Below are 25,765 nucleotides of genomic sequence, written 5' to 3'. Positions count from 1 at the left end.
CGTATGGGAGGAATATTTTAAATGCTTTGTCCAAATTGTGGCAATCAGATTGATGATCATAGTTCATCATGTCCATATTGTGGTTATTCATTTGGTTATAACGGGGAGACCGTATTACTTGGTGGCCAGATGAATGGCAATAATCAGTACAATAATCAGTTTGATAATCAGTACAATAATCAGTTCAATAACCAATTCAATAATGATCAGTTCTCAGGTCAGTATTCTAATAACAATGATCCTTATTCTGGTCAGTACAATGGTCAGTACCAGGATCAATTCCAGAACCAGTTCCAGAATCAGTTCCAGGATCAGAATGGCTTTGGTGGTCAGTTTGGAGACCAGTACCAAAACGGATTCGATCAGAATATGAATCAGTATCAGAACGGATACGATCAGAACAGCTATGGCCATTATAATGACCAGTATCAGGGCGGTTATGATCAGTATGGCTACCAGGATCCATATTACAACAATGTTCAGCAGCCTAAGAAAAAGCATACTGTATTAAAGACAGTGCTTATCCTTATCCTTGTTGTAGCTGTTGGTTTTGGTGGATTTAAGGGCTGGAAGTATCTGTCAAATAAAATGGGCACAGATGGCGCTGTTGACGTTGCTGTAACAGCATCTTCCGAGCAGCTTCAGGCTATCGAAGACCTTAAAGCCCTTATGACTGAAATGGATGAATACATTGGTGATTACTGTATCGGAGGCGAGGACACAGATGGTGATGAAGCCTGCGAGCAGATGCACACATACTATGATCAGTTCGCTAAGATGAAGAATCTTCCTACTAACGTTCAGACTGCTACTGATACTTGCATCAAGGCAATAGTTAATGCATACGATGTATATTACGCAAATGCACAGTTCTATGATGATTTTGAAGAAATTGCAGAGCAGATGACAGAGCTTAAGATCATTTCTACATATGATGAGGCTTGTCAGTACTATAACAGCAATACAGAGCTTATATCATCATTAAAGCAGCAGTTGGATCAGCTTGATTGCCCTCCAGGATATACATATGTAGTTTCTAATATTTCATCCAAGCTTCAGATCATGGATGATTATATGTACCAGATTGGTGTTGGTGTAACTTATGATGACCTTGTTAGAATTTCTTCAGGTCTTAGTGTTGGTGCTTATTTCTTCCAGAAGGTTTCTGATGAAATTGCTGAGTTTGCCAATTACATTTATTATTCTGCTGATCAGTTAGAGGCTCAGTCTGAGAAAATTGGAGCTCTTTTTGATGAGATAGTTGAGGTCCTTGATAAGGACTATTCAGAAATTGTTACTTATGAATTCCAGAATTCTACAGATAAGATTGTATTTAACTATGAGGCAGTAGAGAATATTTATCCTTCTCTCTACAATTCATATGATTATTTCCTTCTCTTTAAGGCTCAGTGCTTCTTAGGAGAGCAGGATATTGTTGTAGAGTGCAATATTGATGGACTTACAGAGACTTATAAGCAGACCTTCCATGTTACTAATGATATTTTGTTCATCCCTATCAAGCCTGCAGCTGATACTTCAATTATGAATGATATCACTGCTACAGATACTGATATGAATGTCACAATCACTACTAAGGATGGAACAGTTCTTGATACGCAGACATTCTCTGTACATATTGCGGATCAGAACAGCCTTGAGTTCTATGAAGAGGACTACGGTTTCTGTAACTGTGTAAATACACTTTGCTACCTTACTCCATCATCAGAGTCTATCAGTAATCTTAAGAGAAATGCTATTGATATTCTTTCTGATATGACAGAGGGACAGATGACTGCTTTTGCTGGATATCAGGGACCAATGATGGGAGCAACTTACATTGATACATATTACTATGCAGCTTCTGTAATGCTTGCTCTTCAGCAGAATGGCATTACTGTTACTGATGAATACTATGATGTAAATGAAACATCACAGACAATTCAGTTCCCTGAGGAGACTATATCTTCAGGAAGTGGAAGTGCTATGGACGTGGCTATGGTTATTGCCAGTGCGCTTCAGAGTTCATATATGAATACTTATCTTGTTATGTCAGAGGAGCATGTTTACGTTCTTCTTGAGACCTGGGATCAGGACTGCATGTATCTTCTTATTGATCCTGCCAAGATCAATGCGGACAGATCTATGTATGATGATAGTGGTAAGGCTATTATGCAGCAGACTATCCTTATGGATACTGAGTATCCTATTCATATTTTGAATGATGAGCTTTGGAATTATTATATGGATTGTGAATCTCTTAATATTGTAAATTGCAGCGATGGTTCAGTTCTTGGACTTGCACCATTTGCTCATTGATTTTGGAGGCGTTACAGATGATTTGTCCAAATTGTGGAAGTGTTATAGATGATAATTCAATGAATTGTCCTTACTGTGGGGCATATGTTGCTGGAGCAACAAATAATATGAATAATGGTCAATACGGCTATGATCAGTATAGCAATCAGAATGGTTATAATCAGCAGTACGATCAGTATGGTAACCAGAATGGCTATGATCAGTATGGCTATCAGGATAGCTACAATCAGCAGTATGATCAGTATGGCTACCAGGATCCATATTACGGCAATACACAGGTTCAGCCTAAGAAGAAGCATACAGTTTTAAAGACTATTCTCATTCTTATTCTTGTAGCAGCTGTAGGTTTTGGAGGATTTAAGGGATGGGGATTCCTTTCAAAGAGAATGAATGCTGAGCCAACTGGCTCTGACGTGGCTACATTAGATTCTTCAGCAGTTACAGAATCTGTTGCTTCTCTTAAAGAACTCATGAAGGATACAGTTGCTTTTGTTAATGAAAATGCTATTAACGGTAAGAAAACTGATAGAGAAGAAGCCCTTGAGTCTATGGAAGGATATCTTGAAGACTTCAATGAAATTGAGGGACTTCCTGAGAATGTTCAGCTTGCAGCCGATGAATTCTTTGTTACTTTATATAATGCCTATAAGAATTCAAGAGATAACTACGTTTACAAGGCAACATTTAAAGAATTTGCAGATGACTTTTCAAGTGTAGCTAGCATGGAAGTTGGTAATGATTTCAATTCCTTCATAGATGATAGTAATGATATTATTTCAGATATTCAGGAAACCTATGATGAAATAGAAGATGTTCCACCTTTATTTGCTTCAGAGCATGAGCATTTTGGTCAGAATATAGCTCTTTTTGAAGACTGCTTAACCAGACTTCAGGATGGCAATAACAATAATGATTTTGTGTCATTTATGGCTGCGCTTACTTATTTCAGACATATATGTAGTGAGTTTACTACTGATATTGATCAGATGGATTCAGTAGCAGATTCTGCCACAAGCTTTAACGCTGCTCAGAGGGATTTAGCTCTTTCTATCTATAATGAATTCAAGGAAGTATTTAAGCTTACAGAAGCAGAAGATATTGCTGCTTATGAGTTTAAGACTACTAATTCTAATACTCTTAGCTACGACTATGACGCTATTAGTCAGATCTGTCCATCTCTTTATAACTGCTACAGACAGTTCCTTAGATTGGAGCTTGGCTGCGTATCAGGAGAGAAGGACGTTGTGGTTGAGTGCCAGATCAGCGGCCTTACAGAGAAGTATGAAGAGACTATTCATGTAACTAACAGCATGAGCTTATATGCTATTAAGCCACCAGCTGATGTAGATAGTGCAACACTTACATCTGCAAGAGATGCTCAGATGAATGTTACTATTTCTGAGACTGATGGAACAATTATTGATACACAGACCTTCCTAGTACATATCACAAGTCAGAATGACTTTAACTGGAACTCTGATGAATTTGGTTACATCAATCAGGATAATATCCTTTGCTACCTCACTCCTGATTCAGATCTTATTGTTGATTTTAGGGATAAGGCTCAGCAGGCTCTTTCAGAATTAACAAATGGAGCTATGACTGATATTTCTGCTGATCATGCAAAAGTATATAATGACTATACTGACACATATTTGGTTGCCTCTGCAGCTATGATAGCTCTTTCTGATTATGGAGTAAGATATAATAACGATGGATTCTCTTTGGAATCTCAGAGTCAGCATATTCTTCTTCCTGATGAAGTTCTTACAAATAAGACCGGACTTTGTATTGAGACAACTTTGGTAATCGCAAGTATGCTTAAAGGTGCTGGATATAACACATTTATCCTTCTTCCTACAGGACATGCTCAGGTGGCAGTAGAGACTTATTACGGTTCTGGTCAGTACATTTTGATTGAGACAACTTACCTTCCTAACGATCCTGATGTATACGTTTATTATGCAAATGCCCTTCTTGAAGGACAGCTTCCAGAACAAAATTATAATTTTCCAAATGCGTTATATACTACTGAGGAGTGGTACCAGTATATTTTAGATGGTCAGCCTACAATTATCTCTTGCGACGACGCAGAGAGCTTAGGTCTTACTCCATTCGATTACTAATTAAGGAATTTGCTTATGTTTTGTCCAAAGTGTGGCAATGAAATCAATGATATAGCTACCTCCTGCCCTCATTGTGGGGCAGAGGTAACTAATGAAGATAAATCAAAGCCAATAGCTAAAGACAACTTAATATCTACAACAACTGTAAACACAGTCGTTAAAACCAAGAAGAAACACAGGGTTTTAAAGACTGTGCTTCTTTTGTTTCTAGCAATAGCCGTAGGTTTTGGTGGTTACAAGGGCTGGGGATTTGTAGCTAAAAGGTTTAATTTCCAGATTGCCGGCGATGAGGCGACTCTTGATGTATCCACTGTTAATGTGGCTATGGCAGAGCTTAAGGATCTCATTAATGAGACCATTGATTATGTTAATGAGAATACAATTGGCGGCGTAAATACAAATATTCAGCAGTCTGCAAAGGATGTTTACGCCTTTTATGATAAATTCAAAAAAATCGAGGGCCTTACTGATAATGTTCATGATGCTGCTGATGAAATGTATATCCTTCTGACCAGTGCTTATCGTAACTACAGTGAATCCCACGCATATATTGACTACTATATGGAGCTTGGAACAACCCTGGATATGACTCAGTATGAAGGTGACGGTGCTGATGAATATGATAAATATATCAGTATTTATGAGCAAGCTGCAGCTTCCATGACTGAGGCTTATGACAAGATTGATACGGTACCGCTTTTCTTTGAATTTCAGTATGAATTATATGGGGATTTCCTTAACGATTACAACGCTGACGTTGCTCATATGAGAGAGGCCTATAACGAAGTGAGCATTTTGGATATGGTTGCGGGTATATCCTGTGGTACCCATATCTTTCAGGAATGCGATAAATATCAGCAGTACTATATGGATATAATCACTGATATTGTCTATTTTTATGATGAGCAACGTGATGATGCCTTTGATATTTTTTATGAACTAGGCGATGTCTACAAAATGACTGATGTATACGAGATAGCTGCATACGAATTTACAAGCACCAACATCAATACTGTTAAGTATAAATATGAGCCTATCTCAACAATTTATCCATCGCTTTATAACTCATACAGATATTTTCTTTGCCTTGAACTTGGTAATATTTCAGGGGAAAAAGATATATGTATAGAGTGTAGCATCCCAGGACTTACCAAGGATTATAAAGAGACGGTTCATATTGATGGAACACTTGGCGTTTTTGCTATTAAGCCAGAGCCTCTTGAAGAGGGCTATTCACTGACAACAGCAAGAGAAGCTCAGATGAATGTCACAATCTCAGAGGCTGATGGTACATTGATCGATGCCCAGACCTTCCCTGTACATATAGCCAGTAAGAACGATTTTAACTGGCAGGATGATGAATTTGGCTATATTAGTAAGGATAATATTCTTTGTTTCCTTACTCCTAATTCGCCAAGTATAGAGTCTTTTAAACAGAAATCGGAAAAGGTCCTATCAGAGATTACCGATGGTCAGATGACTGAAATTATATCTGATGAGAATGTAGTATTTAATGAATATCTGGATGCCTATTATTGTGCTGCGGCTTCAATGATAGCTCTTTCTGAAAGTGGAGTTCGTTACAATAATAGTGGCTTCTCAATCGATGGTGGCAATCAGAATATTCTTCTTCCGGAAGATGTTCTTAATAATAAGAGTGGTTTGTGTATTGAAACGTCCCTGGTTATCGCAAGCTTATTTGTGAATGCAGGGTTTAGTACCATGATAATTCTTCCTCCCGGACATGCTCAGGTTGCTATAGAGACTAAAGATGGTTCAGGACAGTATTTGCTTATCGAAACCACCATGATTCCCAATACCAGAGAGGATTTTGAGGAATATGCAGGTTACCTGGCTAATATGCAGAAACCACAAGGAATAGATACAAATTACCCAGTTTGTTATTTGGACACCATGGACTGGGTTGAGTATGTTTATGGTCAAGATTGTCATGTCATAAATTGCAATGATGCAGAGATTTATGGTATAACACCTTTTGATAATTAATTTGGAGTAAAAGTATTAGAAATGTTTTGCCCTTATTGTGGAAATGAGATAAATGACACAGCTTCTATATGCCCTCACTGCGAAGGTAATATTGAGGCTATTGCCAGTTCTCAGGGTGGCATATATACAAATGCCACAGTATCAAATAACAACCACATAAAGAAAAAGCGTAAAAAGAAACACGGGCTGCTTAAGACAGCTCTTGTTTTGGTGCTTGTTTTAGCCATAGGCTTTGGCGGCTATAAAGGCTGGGGATTTGCAAAAAGAAATGACCTCTTACCCATTTCAGATAGCCCTAAAAAGCTCAATGATGCTGCGGTAAGCGTTGCAATGAGCAATCTAAAAGCCCTTGTAGTTGAGACTGCAGATTATATTCATAACTACCCAATTGGCGGCGTGGAGACTGACATTACTGCGGCTACAGACGCATTACAGGAATATCGCACCAAGTTCTATCAGATAGATGGCCTTCCAGAGAATGTTCAGCAAGCGGCGGAAGAGATGTACACCCTTATGTACATGTCTTACAGGAACAGCAGAGATGCCAACACCTATGTCAGAAGCCTTTCTAATGTTGAGGCGGCGGCTAAAGAGGAAGAAGATAGTGATGAGCTTACTATCGATGATCATTTTAATTATCTTGAAACCTTTAGTACTGATTTAAGAGAAGCTTATGAAGGCATTAAGGTAATTCCTCCATTCTTTAGATTAGAGCATGACCAGCTTGGACAGAGCCTTGATCTAACAGATAACTGTATCTCCTATATGAAGGATTCATGGAACAATAATAATGTCCTTGATTTCTACGGCTCAATTAACCGTTTTAATCATATTTGGACTGATATGAATTCCAGTATGGAGTACTACTATAATTCAATTGAGGATCAGGTTTCCTTCTACATTCAGCAAAGAGATAGAGCCTATGCTATTTATCAGGAGTTCAAGGTTGTTTTTGAAATGACTGATCCAAGCGATATCGCAGCCTATGAGTTTAAGAACGTAGGCAAGAATGATTTACAATTTGAGTACGACACAATTTCGACCATATATCCATCTTTATATAATTCCTACAGGTATTTCGTCCGCGTTCAGATAGGATGCATATCCGGGGAAAAAGATGTTGTGGTTGAGTGCCAGATAAACGGTCTTACAGAAAAGTATAAAGAGACCTTACATGTTTCTGATTCTCTTGGACTTTATGCAATTAAGCCACTACCAGACTTGATGGATTCTAATATCGATGTAGCAAGAGACGCGCAGATTAGCATTGCTCTTACAGAAACAGATGGTACACTGATTGATGTTCAGACATTCCCAGTGCATGTTGCAAGTAAGAATGATTTTAACTGGGAAGACAATGAATTTGGATTTATTAACAAAGACAATATTCTTTGCTTCATGACACCAGAAGCTGATGCAATCTATGACCTTAAGGCGGCAGCGGAAGAAGAGCTGGCTCTGATCACCGGCGGTGATATGGATTCATTCTCTGCAGAGGCGCCAGAAGTATTCGATGATATTACTGATGGATATTTTTACGCAACTGCTGCAATGATGGCTCTATCAGATAGCGGCGTTCGTTATAACATGGACGGCTTTTCCATTGATGGAAAGAGTCAGCACATTCTTCTTCCGGAGGAGGTCCTTGAAAGCAAGAGTGGTCTTTGTATTGAGACAACCCTGGTTATCGCCAGCCTGTTTAAAAATGCCGGCTTTAAGACCTTTATAATACTTCCACCAGGGCATGCACAGGTTGCCATTGAGACCCGTGAGGGGTCAGGCCATTATTTCCTTATTGAGACAACAATGCTTCCTTGTACTGAGGACGAGTTTGCGGAATATTTAGGCCTTATTTTAAGTGATGCAGGGCCTGAGAATATAGATGGGCAATATCCAGTCATGTACTACAATTTCTCTATGTGGGTAGACTATATTGTTAATGATGACATATACATCATTAACTGCGACGATATAACTGAGCTTGGAATTACGCCATTTTATGATTGATTTATGTCTTAAACTTGGCTATCATTCATATTAACGGACCTTTATGAGGTAAAAGAACTGTCATAGACAGGTTTATAACGTGGGGAGAATATTATGAGTGTCAGTAAGAAAAGGATTGTTGTTAAGGTTGGAACATCTACATTAACTGATGAGAACGGTAACATCGACATCAGGACCATGGATCACCTCTGCAGAGCTTTGGCAGGAGCTGAGAATATGGGCTATGACCTGGTGCTGGTATCATCTGGAGCCATTGCCGTTGGTGCTAACAAGATGAGACTTGCTCAAAAGCCTAAAGAAATCAAGATGAAGCAGGCTGCCGCATCTGTTGGTCAGACAGAGCTCATGCATCTGTATGATAAGTTCTTTGGTGAGTACAACAGAATGGTGGGACAGATCCTTCTTGATAATGATGATCTTACAGATCAAGTCAGAAGCGAGAACCTTAAGAATACCTTCGATGCTCTTTTAGAGAATCATATCATTCCTATTGTTAATGAGAACGACTCTGTCAGCCATGCAGAGATTGAATCAGAAAAGAAATTATTCTCAGATAATGATATGCTTTCAGCCCTTGTTGCAGTGTTCTGCAATGCCTGCAAGCTTATTATCTTTTCAGATATCGATGGACTCTATGATGGCAATCCAAGTAGTGATCCAAGTGCCAAACTTATCAGCAGGGTAGAAGAGATCACAGATGAGCTTAAGGGAGTTGCATCCGGATCTGGCTCTAACAGAGGAACAGGCGGCATGATCACCAAGCTTGAGGCTGCTGAACTTGCAACCAAGAACGGAATTGACGTGCTGATCACTAATGGTAAGCATCCTGAGATGCTTTATGACATCATTGATAAGAAGAAGGTTGGCACATTATTTGTGGCAAAAGAAATATGAAATATAAAAAGCAAGGGTAGTTAAACCCTTGCTTTTATTATGCTTGAAATATATCAATTTAGAGATTATGGATTCTCGTGGAACTTGTCATAGATCTCTGTAAGATAAGTCTTAACAATCTGGATATTAGCCATCTTGCGAAGATCAACGTTGCCCATAAGTACAGCAATCTCATCTGCAAGAAGAAGCATATCATAAATCCTGAGCTTGAACTGGTCGCGGGAAAGATCATCGATATTGAGCTCCATAAGTGGTGCACCAAGCTTTAATGTGATGTTCTCATCTGCGATACCTGTTAACATGATACGTGAATCTGGATCAAAGTTAACATAGAGGATAAGCTTTTCCTTCTCGTGCTTCTTAAGAGAAGTTGGAGTCTGGTGAGATGTCTCCATCCACTCGAATAAAGTAGCCTCATCTGGGTTGAGGAGGTACTTGGTAAGCTCATCCTTGTGTTTCTCTAAATACTGCATATATTTGCTGGCGTGAGGGCCTGTATAAGCAAGCTCTACCTTTACGCCAGTGTCAGACTTAACAAGTCTGCACTTCTCAGCAACTTCTCTGATCTTAAGCGCTGATTCTGAATTACTGACAATTTTAAAAGAGCCAGTCTCTAATTCCTGCTTAAATTCCATTATTGTCTCCTTTTGAAATAAACACGTTACTTTTAAAATCAGTTGTTAGTATAGCATAAAGCACTTAAAAATGGTATACTGTTTAGGGTCTGTTTATAGGATAGTTATTGAATTTTACTACATTCAGACGAAATTTAGATAATAGTTTTGTTTATGGGGAAATAAATGGCAGCATCAAGTAGGGGACGATCATCATCTAAATCAAAAGGGAAGAGTCAGACCAGGTCCAAGGCTCCTCGCAGCCCAAGACCAGATGATTCTACATTTGATTATTCTCTTAGAAGCGAGATTATAGTTATTGCAGTAATCGCAGTTACTGTGTTTCTCTTTCTTTGCAATTTTGGTCTTTGCGGTAAATTCGGCAATTTCCTAAGTTCGGTTTTATTTGGTCTTTTTGGCATTACAGCCTATATTGCGCCTATCGTGGCGCTTCTTTCTGTGGTTATAGCTATAGCCAACTTTGCATCTAATGCAGCAATCCGTAAGATTGTATCCGGTATTATCATCTTTCTTATCATTGGAATAATTGCAGAGCTTTTAGCAGGCAGAGTCCAGACAATGGAGGCTTACAATCTGTTTAACATCTATAATGCCTGCAAGGTTGCTCGTAATGGTGGTGGTGCCTTTGGAGGAAGCTTTGCTTACCTTAGCTACAAGTATCTTTCCCTGGCAGGAACAGCTCTTTTGCTCCTCCTTGTAGGAATTGCCTCACTTGTAGTATTTACTGAGCACTCTTTTGTTGGTGGTCTTAAAAAGGGCGGTAAGAAGATTATTGAGAGAACAAGAGAGGATTCAGCCAATTTAAGAGACTATGCCGAGAGACATAGAGAGAAAATGGAACAGAGAAGGGCTGAGATCGAGGAAGAGAAGCGTCTTCTTCTGGAACAGAAGGAGGATGAAAAGATCCTTCGAATGGAGAAGAAGGTTAGCGGCGTAATGATAGATACGGAGCTTTCCAAGGAGGATGAGGAAAGCGATGATACACATCAGATCAAGATTCACACAGGGGATGAAGCCAAGAACGTATTTATCCCGGATGAGGATATTTCTGATGATATTCACGAGATCGTTCTTAACAAGAAGATAGAGACAGACGTTGAGCCTGATGGTCAGAGAGTATTCGTGACTTCTCCTAGGATTCATGGCATGAATGATGACATTGAAGATGAGGAGGAAGAGGATTATTCTGAGCCTGTTCGTGAGGAGCAGCCAGTGATTTCCACCGGTAACAACGTTGAAGAGCTTAACAAGTCCTGGAATAAGCTTGTGGCTAAGGATTCATCAAGAGATGAAGAGGATATCCTTCCAGATGTGCCAGTTCACGCTGAGCACCTTGGAAATGGCATGAATGGTGATTATGTAGTTCATGCTCAGGATCATATTGGACCATCCTCTAACAAGGCTACTCAGATTAGCCAGAATGCATCATCCAGCTCTACACTTGATTCTTTATCCTCTTCAAACAGACCTGTCACCACAAGTCCTGGTCTTGAGAAGAGCATTGAAGAGCATAAAAGACAGATACCTAAGAAATATGTATTCCCACCTATCAGTCTTTTGGAAAAGGGTACCAAGAACAAGAATGCAGATTCTGCCAAGCAGCTCAAGGAGACAGCCCTTAAACTTCAGGATATTCTTGCAACCTTTGGAGTTAATGCCACTGTAACGGACATTAGTCAGGGCCCTGCTGTAACAAGATTTGAGCTTCAGCCTGAGGCGGGAGTCAGAGTCAGTAAGATCGTTAATCTTTCTGATGATATTAAGATGAACCTTGCCGCCAGCGATATCAGAATAGAGGCACCTATTCCTGGTAAGGCCGCTGTAGGTATTGAGGTTCCTAATAAGGAGAACACAGCTGTTAAGCTCCGTGACCTTCTTGAATCCAGCGAATACAAGAACTTCTCATCCAAGCTTGCCTTTGCAGTAGGTAAAGATATTGCAGGAAAGACTGTAGTTACAGATATTGCCAAGATGCCACACCTTCTTATTGCTGGTGCTACAGGATCTGGTAAGTCTGTCTGCATCAATACTATCATCATGAGCCTTATATATAAGTCCAAGCCTGAAGAGGTTCAGATGATCATGATCGATCCTAAGATTGTAGAGCTTAGTGTTTACAACGGCATTCCACATCTTATGATCCCTGTAGTTACTGATCCTAAGAAGGCTGCAGCTGCTCTTAACTGGGCTGTTGCCGAGATGACCAACAGATATAAGAAGTTTGCCGACGCAGGAGTACGTGACCTTAAGGGCTATAACAAGATGGCAGAGGCTTCTTCTGATGACGATATGACAGTAATGCCTCAGATCGTTGTTATCGTAGATGAGCTTGCGGACCTTATGATGGTATCAGCCTCTGAGGTTGAGGATGCTATCTGCAGACTTACTCAGCTTGCCCGTGCTGCAGGTATTCATCTTATCATTGCTACTCAGAGACCTTCAGTTGACGTTATTACTGGTCTTATTAAGGCCAATATGCCTAGTAGAATAGCATTCGCGGTATCCAGTGGTGTTGATTCAAGAACAATCCTTGATATTACCGGTGCTGAGAAGCTTCTTGGTAAAGGAGATATGCTCTTTTACCCACAAGGCTACACCAAGCCCGCCAGAGTACAGGGCGCCTTTGTTTCAGATAAGGAAGTTCAGGAGGTTACTGATTTCCTTCGTAAGCAGGGCACTGTATCAACTTATAGCCAGGAAATTGAGGAACAGATCAAGAACCTTCAGACTCAGTCCGGTTCAGGATCTTCAATGGGAGACTCAGATTCTGCAAGAGACGAATATTTCGTTGATGCAGGTAACATCATCATAGAAAAAGATAAAGCATCTATAGGTATGCTTCAGCGCGCCTTTAAGATTGGCTTTAACAGAGCGGCCAGGATCATGGATCAGCTCTGCGAGGCAGGCGTAGTTGGAGATGAGGAGGGCACTAAGCCAAGAAAAATTCTTATGACTAAACCGGAATTTGATGAGCTGGTTAATAATCTGGGTTTGTAGTAATTAATTGTTTTGTTGCGGGAGATGCCGCGGAAGAGGAGTAGAAATGGCTGTAAAGAGTGACATTGAAATCGCACAGGAAGCAAAAATGCTTCACATTAGAGACGTTGCTGCAAGAATGGACATTGCAGAGGATGATCTCGAATTCTATGGCAAATATAAGGCTAAACTGACTGAAGAATTCCTTAAAAAGGCAGAAGACAATAAGAATAAGGGCAAGCTTGTTCTTGTAACTGCCATCAACCCAACACCTGCCGGAGAAGGCAAGACAACAACAAGTATTGGTCTTGGAGATGCCCTTAACAGACTTGGTAAGAAGACTGTTATTGCACTTCGTGAGCCTTCCCTTGGACCTTGCTTTGGTATTAAGGGTGGAGCTGCCGGCGGCGGATACGCTCAGGTTGTTCCTATGGAAGATATTAACCTTCACTTTACCGGTGATTTCCACGCTATCACAGCTGCTAATAACCTGCTTGCGGCTATTATTGATAATCATATTCAGCAGGGCAATGAGCTTGGTATCGATACAAGACAGATCATTTGGAAAAGAGCTGTAGATATGAACGACAGAGCTCTTCGTAACATCGTTGTAGGTCTTGGAGCCAAGGCTGACGGTGTTCCTAGAGAGGATCACTTTGTTATTACAGTTGCTTCTGAGATCATGGCTATTCTCTGCCTTGCAGATGATATGAAGGATCTTAAGGACAGACTTTCAAGAATTATCGTAGCTTACACAAGAGATGGAGAGCCTGTTACAGCTGGTGACCTTCACGCTGTTGGCTCTATGGCAGCTCTTTTAAAGGATGCTATTAAGCCTAACCTTGTTCAGACCCTTGAGCACACACCTGTATTTGTACATGGTGGACCATTTGCTAATATCGCTCATGGTTGTAACTCAGTTCGTGCTACTAAGACAGCTCTTGGAATGGCAGATATCGCTGTTACAGAGGCAGGCTTTGGTGCAGACCTTGGAGCTGAGAAGTTCCTTGATATCAAGTGCCGTATGGCTGGCCTTAAGCCAGATGCAGTTGTACTTGTGGCTACTATCAGAGCTCTTAAGTACAATGGCGGTGTAGACAAGAAGAATCTTGGAGAAGAGAATCTTGAGGCTCTTAAGAAGGGTATCGTTAACCTTGAGAAGCACATCGAGAACATTCAGCAGTATGGTGTTCCAGTAGTTGTTACTCTCAATGCCTTCCTTACAGATACTGAGGCAGAGACAGAGTATGTAAGACAGTTCTGCGAAGAGAGAAACTGCGACTTCGCCCTTTCAGAAGTTTGGGCTAAAGGCGGAGAAGGTGGAGAGGCTCTTGCTAAGGCTGTTATCAATACCCTTGAGAATAAAGAGAGCCACTATGCTCCAATCTATCCTGATGATATGCCACTTAAGGATAAGATCGAGGCAGTAGCTACTAAGATCTACGGTGCAGATGGTGTTAACTTTGCTCCATCAGCAGCTAAGCAGCTTGCTAAGATCGAGGAAATGGGCTTTGGTAAGCTCCCTGTATGTATGGCTAAGACTCAGTATTCACTTTCTGATGATCCTACACTTCTTGGAAGACCAACAGGCTATACACTTTCAGTTAGAGAAGTATACGTATCAGCTGGTGCCGGCTTTGTAGTTGCTCTTACAGGATCAATCATGACAATGCCTGGACTTCCTAAGCATCCAGCAGCTTATGATATTGATGTGGATGAGAACGGCAAGATCACAGGTCTCTTCTGATCATTAGAGTTAAAGCGGACCAATCCGTATATCACGATATAATTATTAAATTAGTTTGGAGAATTAAATGAGTGCAGTAATAATAGATGGTAAGGCTATTTCTCAGCAGATCAAGGATGAGATCAGGGAAAAGACAGCTCTTTTAAAAGAAAAAGGAAAAGAGGTAACTCTTGCTGTTATAATTGTAGGAGAGGATCCTGCATCTAAGGTATATGTACGCAACAAGAAGAAGGCCTGTGAGTACGTTGGCTTTAACTCACTTTCCTATGAGCTTCCTGAGGATACTACTCAGGATAAGCTCCTTGAGCTTATAGATGAGCTCAATAAAAGAGCTGATGTTGATGGAATTCTTGTGCAGATGCCTTTACCTAAGCATATAGATGAGAAGACTGTCATTGACAGAATTGATCCATCCAAGGATGTAGATGGTTTCCATCCTATGAACGTTGGAGCTCTTTGCATTGGAGAAAGAGGATTTGTATCCTGTACTCCAGCTGGAGTTATTCAGCTTCTTAAAAGAGGTGTACCTGACCTGGATCTTACAGGTAAGAGATGCACTGTGGTGGGCAGATCCAACATTGTAGGTAAGCCAATGGCTCTTTTGCTTCTTAGAGAGAACGCTACTGTAACAGTGGCTCACTCCAAGACTGCGGACCTTGACCAGGTGCTTCTTGAAAGTGATGTTATCATCGCTGCTGTAGGAAGACCTAAGATGATCAAGGCTCATCAGGTAAAAGAGGGAGCGGTTATCATTGACGTTGGTATCAACCGCATGGATGATGGTAAGCTTTGCGGCGATGTTGACTATGAGAACGTCGTATCCAAGGTTAAGGCCATTACTCCAGTTCCTGGAGGAGTTGGTCCTATGACCATCGCTATGCTTATGAATAACTGCTATGAAGCAGCTCTAATGCGCGAATGAAAACGGTGATAAGATGAAATGTCCAAATTGTGGGCTCGAGATTCCAGAAGGGCACATGTATTGCGACAAGTGTGGTACAGAGATTAACTTTGTGCCGGAATTTGAGCCAGAAGTACAGAATCAGATTGATGAAACTCTTCTAGGGCTTGCGGATGAGCTTAACAAAGAAGAGCGAATCAAAAGAGAACGCAAAGAAAAGATAGAAAAGATGATCAAAGCCATATTTGAGAGAAAGCCTCTCATTATGGCTTTTTGTGGTGTACTTGTACTGATTATCTTATTTGTTATTGCATATAATAGCCTATTTACCAAGAATGCGTCCTATTACATGAATCTGGCTCAGAAGGAGCGCAAGGCAGGCAATATGGACGAAGCTATTGAGTATCTTGTAGAAGGCTACAAAGCTCATCCATCTAATTCGGACATTGCATTTAGACTTGCTGATTATTATCTGGAGAACAATGATGAGGCTTCTGCAATTGATACGCTTTTATCTATTGCATCCTCAAGCTCTGCCAGTGAAGATGATATTCTTAACGCCTATGAGAGTATCGTTTCTATTTATGAGCAAAACGGCGAATATGACAAGATAACAGCTCTTTTTGATGGCTCGGATAATGTGACAGTTCAAGGGCTTCATAATAAGTATGTTCCTTCATCACCGATATTTTCTTTGGAATCTGGCACCTATGATGCTGGAATATCAGTAAGTATCAGTGATCCATCAGGTAAGAATTACAGTATCTATTACACAGTTAATGAGGATTCTCCAAGTGATTCAAGTATTCTGTATGAGAATGAGATTGTGCTTGATACAGAGGGAGAATATACTATAAAGGCTGTATGTATCGGAGATTATAGTATTCCAAGCACAGTTGTGGAGAGGACCTTCGTTATTGAGAAGGGAATGCCTTCAGCTCCTGAGATCATGGAAGCCAGCGGAGAGTACAACCAGAACACCATGATTGTTGCTGTGTGCGATGCTGGATGTACGATCTTCTATACAACAGATGGATCTGACCCTGATATGGAGTCCAAGCAGTACATTTCACCAATTACCATGCCTGTTGGAACATCGACCTTTAAGTTCATTGCTTACGACAGCGAAGGTAACTGCAGTGAGATTGTAGAAAGAGAATATCATCTTGTTTATACAAGGCTTGTAACTACTGAGCAGGCCGTTAATAACCTTGTTAATACCCTTGTGAGACTGGATATCCTTCTTGATACCAGTGGCAAGGTAAGAGGCGTGGATGGTCATTATGAATACATCTACAACTCTGATATTGAGATTGCTGGTGCCGGTGAATACTACGTTATCATCGAACAGCATGTCAGGAATGATGGTACAAGGACTAATACAGGACTTATGTATGCTGTAAATACCCATGACGGCAGCGTTAACAGGCTTGGATACGATTCCAGTGGACAGTATACACTTATCACTATTTCCAACAGATGAACGATTTTGCGATTTAACGCTTTAATTTCTTAAAATTTAAATTGAAATTTGGTGTTTTATAATTTATTATTTTCATTAAAGGTTTTTTGAAGAAAATTTGTAGGAGGATGACTATGTTCAAGATTCTAGAAGCCAACGAGCTTGCAAATAACATCTTTCAGATGATTGTAGAAGCTCCTCGTGTGGCAAGTGCGTGTTTACCAGGACAATTTTTAATTATCCGTGTGGATGAAGAGGGAGAGCGTATTCCTCTTACAATCTGCGATTATGATAGAGAGAAGGGAACAGTTGAGATCGTAGTTCAGGCAATTGGCGCAGAGACCTTTAAGCTTGGCAAATTAAAGGCTGGCGATGAGCTTGCAGACGTGGTTGGACCTCTTGGAAAGCCATCAGATCTTTGCGAAGAGAGCATTGAAGATCTTAAGAAAAAGAAGATCGTCTTCATTGCAGGTGGTGTTGGTACAGCTCCTGTATATCCTCAGGCTAAATGGCTTAAGGAACAGGGCGTTGACTGCGACGTTATTATCGGTGCCAAGACTAAGGACCTTGTAATTCTTGAGGATAGATTTAAGAAGGTATGTAACCTTCATATCACAACAGATGATGGATCCTATGGCAGAAGCGGTATGGTTACCAAGGCTTTACAGGATCTTTGGGATGAGGGCAATAAGTATGATCACTGCGTAGCAATCGGACCTATGATCATGATGAAATTCGTATGTAAGCTTACACAGGAGCTTGGAATTCCTACAATTGTCAGCATGAACCCTATTATGGTTGATGGAACAGGTATGTGTGGAGCTTGTCGTCTTACAGTAGGCGGAGAAGTAAAGTTTGCATGTGTTGATGGACCTGAGTTTGACGGACACAAGGTTGACTTTGATCAGGCTATGAACAGAATGAAGCTTTACAAGACAGAGGAAGGAAGACTTCTTCTTAAGGCTCAGGAAGGTGACACACACCACGGCGGATGTGGTAACTGCAACTAATCAGGAATTAAGCTGATAATATTAGAGGAGATAAAAGAATGGATGGATTTGTAAGAGTTCCTGTTCGTGAACAGGATGCTAAAGAGCGTGCTACCAACTTTAAGGAAGTATGCCTTGGATATAACAAAGAAGAAGCAGAAAACGAAGCTACCAGATGTCTTAACTGTAAGAACCCTAAGTGTGTTCAGGGATGTCCTGTATCAATCGATATTCCTGCATTCATTCAGCAGGTTAAAGAAGGCGACGTTGAGGGCGCTTATCAGACAATCAGTAAGTCCAGCGCGCTTCCAGCAGTTTGCGGACGTGTTTGCCCACAGGAGAGCCAGTGTGAAGGCCAGTGTGTAAGAGGCATCAAGGGTGATCCTGTTTCTATTGGTAAGCTTGAGAGATATGTAGCAGATACAGCAAGAGAAATGGGCATTAAACCAGCTGGAGCTACTGAGAAGAAGAACAAGAAGGTTGCTGTAATCGGTTCAGGTCCCTCAGGTCTTACATGTGCTGGAGACCTTGCTAAGATGGGCTATGATGTTACAATCTTCGAAGCTCTTCATGAGGCAGGCGGAGTACTTGTATATGGTATCCCAGAGTTTCGTCTTCCTAAGGATGCAGTTGTTAAGAAGGAAATCGAGAACGTTAAGTCCCTTGGCGTTAAACTTGAGACAGACGTTGTTATCGGTAAGAGCGTTACAATAGATGATCTTATGGCTAAGGAAGGTTTTGAGGCTGTATTTGTTGGCTCAGGTGCCGGACTTCCAAGATTCATGAACATTCCTGGTGAGCAGGCAATGGGTGTATTCTCAGCTAACGAGTTCCTTACAAGAAGCAATCTTATGAAGGCCTTTGATGAGAATTCAAGAACACCTATCATGAGACCTAAGAAGTGTGTTGTAGTTGGTGGCGGTAACGTTGCTATGGATGCTGCAAGAACAGCTTTAAGACTTGGCGCAGAGGTTCACGTTGTATATCGTCGTGGTGAGGAAGAGCTTCCTGCACGTAAGGAAGAGGTTGGACACGCTAAGGAAGAGGGAATCATCTTTGACCTTCTTACCAACCCTGTTGAGATCCACGCTGACGAGAATGGCTGGGTAACAGGCATTACCTGTATCAGAATGGAACTTGGCGAGCCTGATGAGTCAGGACGTAGAAGCCCTGTAGAGGTTCCAGGTTCTGAGTTTGATATCGAGTGCGATGCTGTTATCATGTCCCTTGGTACATCACCTAACCCTCTTATCTCAAGCACAACAAAGGGTCTTGAGATCAACAGAAGAAAGTGTATCGTTGCAGAAGAGGCTACTGGTCAGACATCTAAGGAAGGCGTATTTGCCGGCGGAGACGCTGTAACAGGAGCTGCAACAGTTATCCTTGCTATGGGAGCTGGTAAGGCTGCTGCAAAGGGAATTGACGAGTACCTTTCAAACAAGTAATCTGATTCATTTTCAGATGATTATTTAGATGAATAACCCCAGTACAATTTGGAAAAAGAGCTAAATTGTACTGGGGATTCTTTTTGAGCCGCATAAATACTGGCTTTTTTCATCTACAGAAAATCTTAAGAAATTTCGATGGTAAATCTTAAGATTTATGGAGTAGTATTAAAAAAGGCTCTACTATGGTAAAATAATAGGGATTATGTGATTGGAGATTATTATGGAAAAAGAAGAAAAGATCAAAGTAGCCATAACCGCTGGAGTTGTGGCAGTCATTTTACTTATACTTGTGCTGTTTCTGGCACTTTCCGGCAAGAAGAATACAAGTGATGATGACAGACTTAACGATAGCATCAGCCAGTATGCAAGTGATACTGCAGAGGCGGCATCATCTAATTTAAGCGTAGATACAGCTTCTAACGTAGCCAGCTCATCAGCTTCATCAGCAGATGACAGCGCAGCTGCAGCAACCAGTGATGTTCCAGGCGGAGCAGAATATCTTGATCCTGCTAAGAACAGTGTTTCCGGTAACAGCTTCTATAGCACCAATACAGCTGTCCTTAAGAATATTTATAAGGGGCTTGCCATCGACATTAACAGTCAGCTTGTAGAAATGTATGGATATTTTGAGGCAGGTAACCTTGATGCAGTAAGAGACCTTGCTCATCTGGACAGATTTGAAGCTATGTCCTACAAACTTCAGGGCACTAACAATTTCTACTATTATGGCGGAACAGACTCAAATGGTAAGCCTTCTGGAAAGGGCCTTGCTGTATATGCCAACGACCAGTACTACTACGGTGACTGGGCAGATGGTGTAAGAAGTGGTCAGGGAACATGGATTTCATATTACCCAGATTACAGCACCTACGTAGTAACAGAGCATATGTATAGCGGCGCATTTGCCAACGACCTTCCAAATGGACAGGGACAGGAGCATTATGATTATAATCCTGAATACATGAATGGCGATGACTTCTATCTTCAGAACGCCATTGGTGAGTTCGTAAACGGCAAATATAACGGAGATATGTACATTATCACTGTTGATAATCAGAATGATACTACAGAGTGGTATGGCTGGTGCAGAGAGGGTGAATGGGCACAGGTTGCCAACACCTACAAGGATGCCAAGGGTAAGATTCCAGTTCTTTATGAAAGACTTGATGAGAGTCACCTTTATTACATGACAGAAGCTGGAACCAAGAACAACGGTGTCAGCGGTATCATTACAGGCGGAAGCCTTGTGAAGTGATAACTATCAATTAAATTGATTAGACAGTTCTTTTTATAAAATATGACGACAATTAGTATTATTTGTGTAGGTAAGATTAAAGAGAAATATTGGAACGACGCCATCGCGGAGTATTCCAAGAGACTATCAAGGTATTGCAAGCTCAATATCATCGAGGTCCCTGATGAGAAGACTCCCGATAATGCGCCGGAGGCTATAGAGGAGCAGATCAAGAAAAAAGAGGGAGATAAGATTTTAAAGGCTCTTGATCCTAATGGACTTGTCTGCGCCCTTGCCATTAAAGGCAAGAAGCATACCTCTGAGAGCTTTTCTGAGTTCATTAACAATCAGGGCATCAGAGGTGTGAGCCATATCCAGTTCGTGATCGGGGGATCCCTTGGACTTTCCAAGGAGGTTCTGGATAGGGCTTCTGCTCATATCAGCTTTTCTGATATGACTTTCCCTCATCAGATGATGAGAGTTATACTTCTTGAGCAGGTCTACAGAGCCTACAAGATTCTGGCCAATGAGCCATATCATAAATGATCAGGTATTGAACTGACATAAATCCGTCAGTTAAGCTATAAATAAGGGGAATTATAGTTAATGAGTGAAATAACAGAGCTTAGGCTTGCGCTGTCAGCCGATGACGAGCGCAACATTTTTGGGGAGAATGACAGCTATATCCGTAAGATCGAGAATAGTCTCCATGTTGAGATCATCGATCGTAACGGAGAGCTTCATATCATAGGAGATAAGGAAGGGGCTCAGAAGGCTTCTGGTATCATCAGAGAGCTGGTTCAGCTTTCCAGAAGAGGTTCAAGTATTGAGGAGCAGAGCGTTGACTACGCCATTTCTCTTAAGGAGGATAAGGTCAAGACTCCTGAATACAAGGACAATGACAACATCCTGGTTGATATAGACAGAGATGTTATCTGCCACACAATTTCTGGCAAACCAATCAAACCCAAGACACTGGGACAAAAGAAATATATCGATGCCATCAGAAATAAGATGATCGTATTTGGCCTTGGACCAGCCGGAACAGGTAAGACCTATCTGGCCATGGCAATGGCTATTACTGCATTCCAAAGGGATGAAGTAAGCAGGATCATTTTAACTCGTCCTGCCATCGAAGCTGGAGAGAAGCTTGGATTTCTGCCTGGAGATCTTCAGAGTAAAGTTGATCCATATCTTAGACCTCTCTATGATGCTCTTTATCAGATCATGGGTACAGAGAACTTCATCAAGAATATGGAGAAGGGCCTCATTGAGGTGGCGCCTCTTGCTTACATGAGAGGTAGAACCTTAGATAATGCCTTTATTATCCTGGATGAAGCCCAGAATACAACACCTGCTCAGATGAAGATGTTCCTTACACGTATTGGTTTTGGATCCAAGGTTATCATCACAGGTGATGCTACTCAGAAGGACCTTTCTCCTGATACTGTTTCTGGCCTTGATGTTGCATCTAAGGTTCTTAAGGGCATTGATGATATTGCATTCTGCACTTTGACCAGCAGCGATGTTGTGAGACACCCTCTGGTTCAGAAGATCGTTAAAGCCTATGAAGACTTTGAAAAGAAGGATGCTAATAAGCGTAAGACCAAGTCAATCAGGAAGATGGAGAGAAAATAAATCATGGAAAGCGAGAATAAATTAGCTGTAAGATATAAACTTATATATGCTGGTTTGTTCCTGGGAACAGGAATTCTTATTTTTGCTTTTTCTTTTCTTATGGGAAAGAGCTATGAAGCCATACTCAGAAATACGATAGCGTCACTTATCATAGCAGGAACTGATGTGTTTATGGTATTTGATGCCTACACAAGGGGAAAAGAGGGCTTTTCCTATGATAACTATGACCACAAGCTAAGGTTTGTGATCGTTTACTTATCAGCCCTTGTTTTATCTATTGTATTTGTGCTGATTTCTAATCAGCTTTGGCCTTACATGGCTGTCTTTGTAATATTAGCTCTTTTCTCTAATAACGAGATCGGAATGGTGTCAGGAATTGGATTTGTGACACTGTCTGTTATGCTTGAAGATAAGGGAGAATTCAGTGAATTCTTCATGTATATACTTGCTGGAGCTGTTGCTCTTGCAATGTTCAGAGACCTTAAGGAAAGTACCGCCATCAGCGCACCACTGGCTATTTCCCTAATGATGCAGGCGGTTTTACTTGTGGCCTTTAATGTATTGTTCCAGAATAGGACATTGTCCTTTAATCTTTTGGTTCTTCCTTTACTGAACCTTATGCTGAACCTCATAATTCTTTTGATATTCCTTAATATGTTCGGCGTCTACGTCATCAGGAAATCCAATGATATGTATATGGACATCAACGACCCTGAGTTCCCACTTCTGGTGCAGCTTAAGGAAAAGAGTAAGGATGAGTACTACAGGGCTATCCACACAGCCTATTTGTCTGAGCGTATAGCTATGGGCCTTAACTTTAACGCAAGGGCAGTTAAGACCTGCGCATATTACCACAGAATCGGTGTTCTTGAGAATGAGACCAAGTGGTCTGAGCTTGAGCACTACTATACTGAGAATAATTTCCCTGTTGAGGCCATTGAATATCTTCATGAATACATTGAGCCTAAGAAGGGTGTTCCCAGATCTAAGGAGGCTCTTACAGTTCAGCTTTGTGAAACTACAATTGCTTCCATTATGCATATCATAAAAGAGAATAAAGATGTTAAGATAGATTATGATAAGTTAATTGATTCTATATTTGATAAGAAGGACAAGGACGGAGAGCTTAAGGGCTACAACGTCACGTTCTATGAGCTTGATCAGATGAAGAAAATCTTAAAGAAGGAGAAGCTCTACTATGATTTTTTACGTTGAGAACGAAGTAGAAGCTAAATTTGATTTTGATATAGAGGATATCGCCGTTACAGTTGCCAAGAAGGTTCTTGAGACTGAAGGCTTTGATGGTGAGGCTGAGATCAACCTTACAATTACTGACGATGACGGAATCCAGGAGATCAACAAGGAGTTCAGGGACATGGATAAGCCAACAGATGTGCTTTCATTTCCTATGATCGAATATGATACTCCCGGAGACTTTTCAGTGATTGAGGAGCAGAAGATTGATGTCTATAACCCGGATAACGAGAGCATTATGTTTGGGGAAATCGTTATTAACGAGAATAGAGTCAGATCTCAGGCTTTGGAATACGGACATAGTGAGAAAAGAGAATTCGCCTTCCTTGTGGCTCACAGCATGCTTCATCTTTGTGGCTACGATCACATGACAGATGATGAGGCTAAGGTCATGGAAGCTAAGCAGAGAGAAGTTCTTGATGACCTTGGAATTACAAGGGATTAAGTAGTTCCATAGATTTTACCAGATAAGTATTTGTTGGGAGATTGTATGAAGACCTATACTGAGGAGAAGCGAATCAGACCGGATATTCTGACTGGTGCTGTTTATTGGTCTTTGGTTCTGATTCTTGTTTTTAATATACTGATAGTCAGAATTTGCGGAGATAAGGCCCTTGGCTTTGGAATTGGGCCCCTCTTTACATATTATGTTTTTTATTCGTTTTTTGTGCTTTCTGTTCAGAAGGCTGTGTGGGCAATGGTTAGACTTCGTGCCCGCAGATCACAGTTTATAAATGCTGACAGCAATATGAAAAAGTCCCTTAGGATCTTTTCTGTAGTAGGTATTGCGCTGGCGCTGATCGTGGCCTTTGGAGCATTTTCTTTTACCAAGAATATATTTGCTAATACAAGAGGATATTTCCTTTATATCATTGTTGCTGTTTCATTGGTATTTCTCTGTAGCCAGGGCGTTATAAGAGGTTATCTTCAGGGCATCGGCTATACAAGGCCCATCATGATCGCAGATCTTACAATTGCCATTACAACAGTAGTTTCAGGACTTATTATTTCAATTGTCCTTTATAATTATGGACTTAAGGTCAATAACCTGTTCCATGTTGATGATTTTAGCTCAGTTTATGGTTCCATCGGTATTGTGGCAGGTCTTTTGATTGGATCAGTAGTTGGATTTATTCAGATTCTTGTTTGCTACTACTTTAGAAAGGGCGAGATTAACGACACAATTAAGAATGGAGCACCAAGATACCTGGATAATAAGAATGACGTACTTACAGGCTTAAGAACTATCGCCTATCTGTATCTCATGCCATCCTTTGTGTGCCTTGTAGATGAGATTGTGTATATGGTCACATCCAATAAGGCTGGAACAGAGGCAGATCTCATTAAGGAATATGGCGCCTTTTCAGGACGTATACTGACAGCTATAGCTCTTTTAACAGTTCTGTGCTGTATACCTTTCATTAAGACCTGGAACAGAGTAATGGCCAGGATTGAAAGAGATGAGTTCGAGGGAGCAAGGGACAGATTCAAAAAGCTTGTGTACTTTAGCTCAAGACTTACCATACCTGTGGGTGTATTTGTCTTTGTAATGGCTGATACACTGGAGGTTTCATTGTTTGGAAGGAGCAGCGCCTATGTTGACGGCCTTCTTCGTGTAGGAGGTATTGTATTTGTGCTGAGCACACTGGCTGTATTCTTTGCATGGCTCCTTAACCACATGGGAAAGTCCCTGGTTATCATTATCAATGTTTCGGTAGGTTTAGTTTGCCATATTGGACTTTTAGTGGTATTTTTAATTGTATTTAAACTTGGAACCATGGGTGTCCTTTTAGCACTTTTAGGTTCTTTAATATTGTTTGATCTTATCAGTATGTTTATGATATCCAAGATGCTTTCCTACAGGCAGGAACTGGTTAGGACCTTTGCCCTTCCGGTTGTATGTGCTGTGGCTGCGGGATTGATCGTCTTCTTTATCAACAGCGTACTGGTGGACGTCATTGGCGATGTGCTTACACTGCTTCTTGGCGCTGCGGTATTCTTTGTATGCTATATGAGCGCCCTTGTAGCTCTTAAGGGAATAAAGAGCTATGAGCTTGATAAGGTACCAATGGGTAAGCTGTTTAAAGGCCTTGCCAAGAATGTAGTTCACGAAGATTTTTATGAGGAATAG

At 40.9% G+C, this 25,765-nt stretch carries 18 protein-coding genes; 17 read left to right on the top strand and 1 reads right to left on the bottom strand.

Features of this window, described 5'->3' with window-relative positions; translation table 11 throughout:
- Nucleotides 1–21 precede the first annotated feature (21 nt).
- From T541_RS0111095 to proB, 5 genes are all read left to right on the top strand, one after another.
- Nucleotides 22–2,316 carry a zinc ribbon domain-containing protein gene (locus tag T541_RS0111095; RefSeq protein ID WP_026652804.1) on the top strand — a complete coding sequence of 765 codons (2,295 nt, stop codon included), beginning with the start codon at nt 22–24 and terminating at the stop codon, nt 2,314–2,316.
- Between the two features lie 17 nt (nt 2,317–2,333).
- Nucleotides 2,334–4,442: a zinc-ribbon domain-containing protein gene (locus T541_RS0111090; protein WP_026652803.1), complete on the top strand. Its 2,109-nt coding sequence runs from the start codon at nt 2,334–2,336 to the stop codon at nt 4,440–4,442.
- A 15-nt stretch (nt 4,443–4,457) separates the two neighbouring features.
- Nucleotides 4,458–6,449, top strand: a complete 1,992-nt coding sequence (locus T541_RS20740; protein WP_051538208.1) for a zinc ribbon domain-containing protein — start codon at nt 4,458–4,460, stop codon at nt 6,447–6,449.
- 21 nt (nt 6,450–6,470) lie between these two features.
- The gene (locus T541_RS0111080) at nt 6,471–8,456 is read left to right on the top strand and encodes a zinc ribbon domain-containing protein (RefSeq protein ID WP_026652802.1); all 1,986 of its coding nucleotides are present in this window, start codon (nt 6,471–6,473) and stop codon (nt 8,454–8,456) included.
- Between the two features lie 93 nt (nt 8,457–8,549).
- Nucleotides 8,550–9,350, top strand: a complete 801-nt coding sequence (proB, locus tag T541_RS0111075) for a glutamate 5-kinase (protein ID WP_026652801.1) — start codon at nt 8,550–8,552, stop codon at nt 9,348–9,350.
- A gap of 65 nt (nt 9,351–9,415) precedes the next feature.
- On the opposite strand, the gene T541_RS0111070 is transcribed toward proB, so the two are convergent.
- Nucleotides 9,416–9,985, bottom strand: a complete 570-nt coding sequence (locus T541_RS0111070) for a hypothetical protein (RefSeq protein WP_026652800.1) — start codon at nt 9,983–9,985, stop codon at nt 9,416–9,418.
- Between the two features lie 165 nt (nt 9,986–10,150).
- On the opposite strand from T541_RS0111070, the gene T541_RS0111065 reads away from it, so the two are divergent.
- The 12 genes from T541_RS0111065 to T541_RS0111010 all read left to right on the top strand — a co-directional run bounded on the left by T541_RS0111065 (nt 10,151) and on the right by T541_RS0111010 (nt 25,765).
- On the top strand, nt 10,151–12,982 hold the full coding sequence (locus tag T541_RS0111065; RefSeq protein WP_026652799.1) for a DNA translocase FtsK: 2,832 nt from the start codon (nt 10,151–10,153) through the stop codon (nt 12,980–12,982).
- 46 nt (nt 12,983–13,028) lie between these two features.
- Entirely contained in the window at nt 13,029–14,708 is a 1,680-nt protein-coding gene (locus tag T541_RS0111060) for a formate--tetrahydrofolate ligase (protein ID WP_026652798.1), read from the top strand.
- A gap of 67 nt (nt 14,709–14,775) precedes the next feature.
- Nucleotides 14,776–15,630 carry a bifunctional methylenetetrahydrofolate dehydrogenase/methenyltetrahydrofolate cyclohydrolase FolD gene (gene folD, locus T541_RS0111055; RefSeq protein WP_026652797.1) on the top strand — a complete coding sequence of 285 codons (855 nt, stop codon included), beginning with the start codon at nt 14,776–14,778 and terminating at the stop codon, nt 15,628–15,630.
- Between the two features lie 13 nt (nt 15,631–15,643).
- On the top strand, nt 15,644–17,092 hold the full coding sequence (locus T541_RS0111050; RefSeq protein ID WP_081779943.1) for an FN3 associated domain-containing protein: 1,449 nt from the start codon (nt 15,644–15,646) through the stop codon (nt 17,090–17,092).
- Between the two features lie 113 nt (nt 17,093–17,205).
- A complete protein-coding gene (locus tag T541_RS0111045) occupies nt 17,206–18,081 on the top strand; it encodes a sulfide/dihydroorotate dehydrogenase-like FAD/NAD-binding protein (protein ID WP_026652795.1) in 876 nt (291 codons plus the stop codon).
- Between the two features lie 38 nt (nt 18,082–18,119).
- On the top strand, nt 18,120–19,505 hold the full coding sequence (gltA, locus tag T541_RS0111040) for an NADPH-dependent glutamate synthase (protein ID WP_026652794.1): 1,386 nt from the start codon (nt 18,120–18,122) through the stop codon (nt 19,503–19,505).
- Between the two features lie 223 nt (nt 19,506–19,728).
- On the top strand, nt 19,729–20,763 hold the full coding sequence (locus tag T541_RS0111035; RefSeq protein WP_026652793.1) for a hypothetical protein: 1,035 nt from the start codon (nt 19,729–19,731) through the stop codon (nt 20,761–20,763).
- 42 nt (nt 20,764–20,805) lie between these two features.
- Nucleotides 20,806–21,288, top strand: a complete 483-nt coding sequence (gene rlmH / locus T541_RS0111030) for a 23S rRNA (pseudouridine(1915)-N(3))-methyltransferase RlmH (RefSeq protein ID WP_026652792.1) — start codon at nt 20,806–20,808, stop codon at nt 21,286–21,288.
- A 60-nt stretch (nt 21,289–21,348) separates the two neighbouring features.
- Nucleotides 21,349–22,380, top strand: a complete 1,032-nt coding sequence (locus T541_RS0111025; RefSeq protein ID WP_026652791.1) for a PhoH family protein — start codon at nt 21,349–21,351, stop codon at nt 22,378–22,380.
- 3 nt (nt 22,381–22,383) lie between these two features.
- Complete coding sequence (locus T541_RS0111020; protein WP_026652790.1) at nt 22,384–23,595, top strand: hypothetical protein; 1,212 nt, start codon at nt 22,384–22,386, stop codon at nt 23,593–23,595.
- Complete coding sequence (ybeY, locus tag T541_RS0111015) at nt 23,579–24,079, top strand: rRNA maturation RNase YbeY (RefSeq protein ID WP_026652789.1); 501 nt, start codon at nt 23,579–23,581, stop codon at nt 24,077–24,079. Before T541_RS0111020 ends, ybeY begins: the two co-directional genes overlap by 17 nt.
- 45 nt (nt 24,080–24,124) lie before the next feature.
- Nucleotides 24,125–25,765: an oligosaccharide flippase family protein gene (locus T541_RS0111010; RefSeq protein WP_026652788.1), complete on the top strand. Its 1,641-nt coding sequence runs from the start codon at nt 24,125–24,127 to the stop codon at nt 25,763–25,765.

It is taken from the genome of Butyrivibrio proteoclasticus P6B7, assembly GCF_000622085.1.
GTDB classification, from domain to species: Bacteria; Bacillota; Clostridia; order Lachnospirales; family Lachnospiraceae; genus Butyrivibrio; species Butyrivibrio proteoclasticus_A.
This window is presented reverse-complemented; position numbering and strand designations above follow the sequence as displayed.

Excerpts from the sequence above, each read along its gene's own strand:
- T541_RS0111095 (WP_026652804.1), top strand. The coding sequence starts at position 22 with ATGCTTTGTCCAAATTGTGGCAATCAGATTGATGATCATAGTTCATCA.
- T541_RS0111090 (WP_026652803.1), top strand. The coding sequence starts at position 2,334 with ATGATTTGTCCAAATTGTGGAAGTGTTATAGATGATAATTCAATGAAT.
- T541_RS20740 (WP_051538208.1), top strand. The coding sequence starts at position 4,458 with ATGTTTTGTCCAAAGTGTGGCAATGAAATCAATGATATAGCTACCTCC.
- T541_RS0111080 (WP_026652802.1), top strand. The coding sequence starts at position 6,471 with ATGTTTTGCCCTTATTGTGGAAATGAGATAAATGACACAGCTTCTATA.
- proB (WP_026652801.1), top strand. The coding sequence starts at position 8,550 with ATGAGTGTCAGTAAGAAAAGGATTGTTGTTAAGGTTGGAACATCTACA.
- T541_RS0111070 (WP_026652800.1), bottom strand. The coding sequence starts at position 9,985 with ATGGAATTTAAGCAGGAATTAGAGACTGGCTCTTTTAAAATTGTCAGT.
- T541_RS0111065 (WP_026652799.1), top strand. The coding sequence starts at position 10,151 with ATGGCAGCATCAAGTAGGGGACGATCATCATCTAAATCAAAAGGGAAG.
- T541_RS0111060 (WP_026652798.1), top strand. The coding sequence starts at position 13,029 with ATGGCTGTAAAGAGTGACATTGAAATCGCACAGGAAGCAAAAATGCTT.
- folD (WP_026652797.1), top strand. The coding sequence starts at position 14,776 with ATGAGTGCAGTAATAATAGATGGTAAGGCTATTTCTCAGCAGATCAAG.
- T541_RS0111050 (WP_081779943.1), top strand. The coding sequence starts at position 15,644 with ATGAAATGTCCAAATTGTGGGCTCGAGATTCCAGAAGGGCACATGTAT.
- T541_RS0111045 (WP_026652795.1), top strand. The coding sequence starts at position 17,206 with ATGTTCAAGATTCTAGAAGCCAACGAGCTTGCAAATAACATCTTTCAG.
- gltA (WP_026652794.1), top strand. The coding sequence starts at position 18,120 with ATGGATGGATTTGTAAGAGTTCCTGTTCGTGAACAGGATGCTAAAGAG.
- T541_RS0111035 (WP_026652793.1), top strand. The coding sequence starts at position 19,729 with ATGGAAAAAGAAGAAAAGATCAAAGTAGCCATAACCGCTGGAGTTGTG.
- rlmH (WP_026652792.1), top strand. The coding sequence starts at position 20,806 with ATGACGACAATTAGTATTATTTGTGTAGGTAAGATTAAAGAGAAATAT.
- T541_RS0111025 (WP_026652791.1), top strand. The coding sequence starts at position 21,349 with ATGAGTGAAATAACAGAGCTTAGGCTTGCGCTGTCAGCCGATGACGAG.
- T541_RS0111020 (WP_026652790.1), top strand. The coding sequence starts at position 22,384 with ATGGAAAGCGAGAATAAATTAGCTGTAAGATATAAACTTATATATGCT.
- ybeY (WP_026652789.1), top strand. The coding sequence starts at position 23,579 with ATGATTTTTTACGTTGAGAACGAAGTAGAAGCTAAATTTGATTTTGAT.
- T541_RS0111010 (WP_026652788.1), top strand. The coding sequence starts at position 24,125 with ATGAAGACCTATACTGAGGAGAAGCGAATCAGACCGGATATTCTGACT.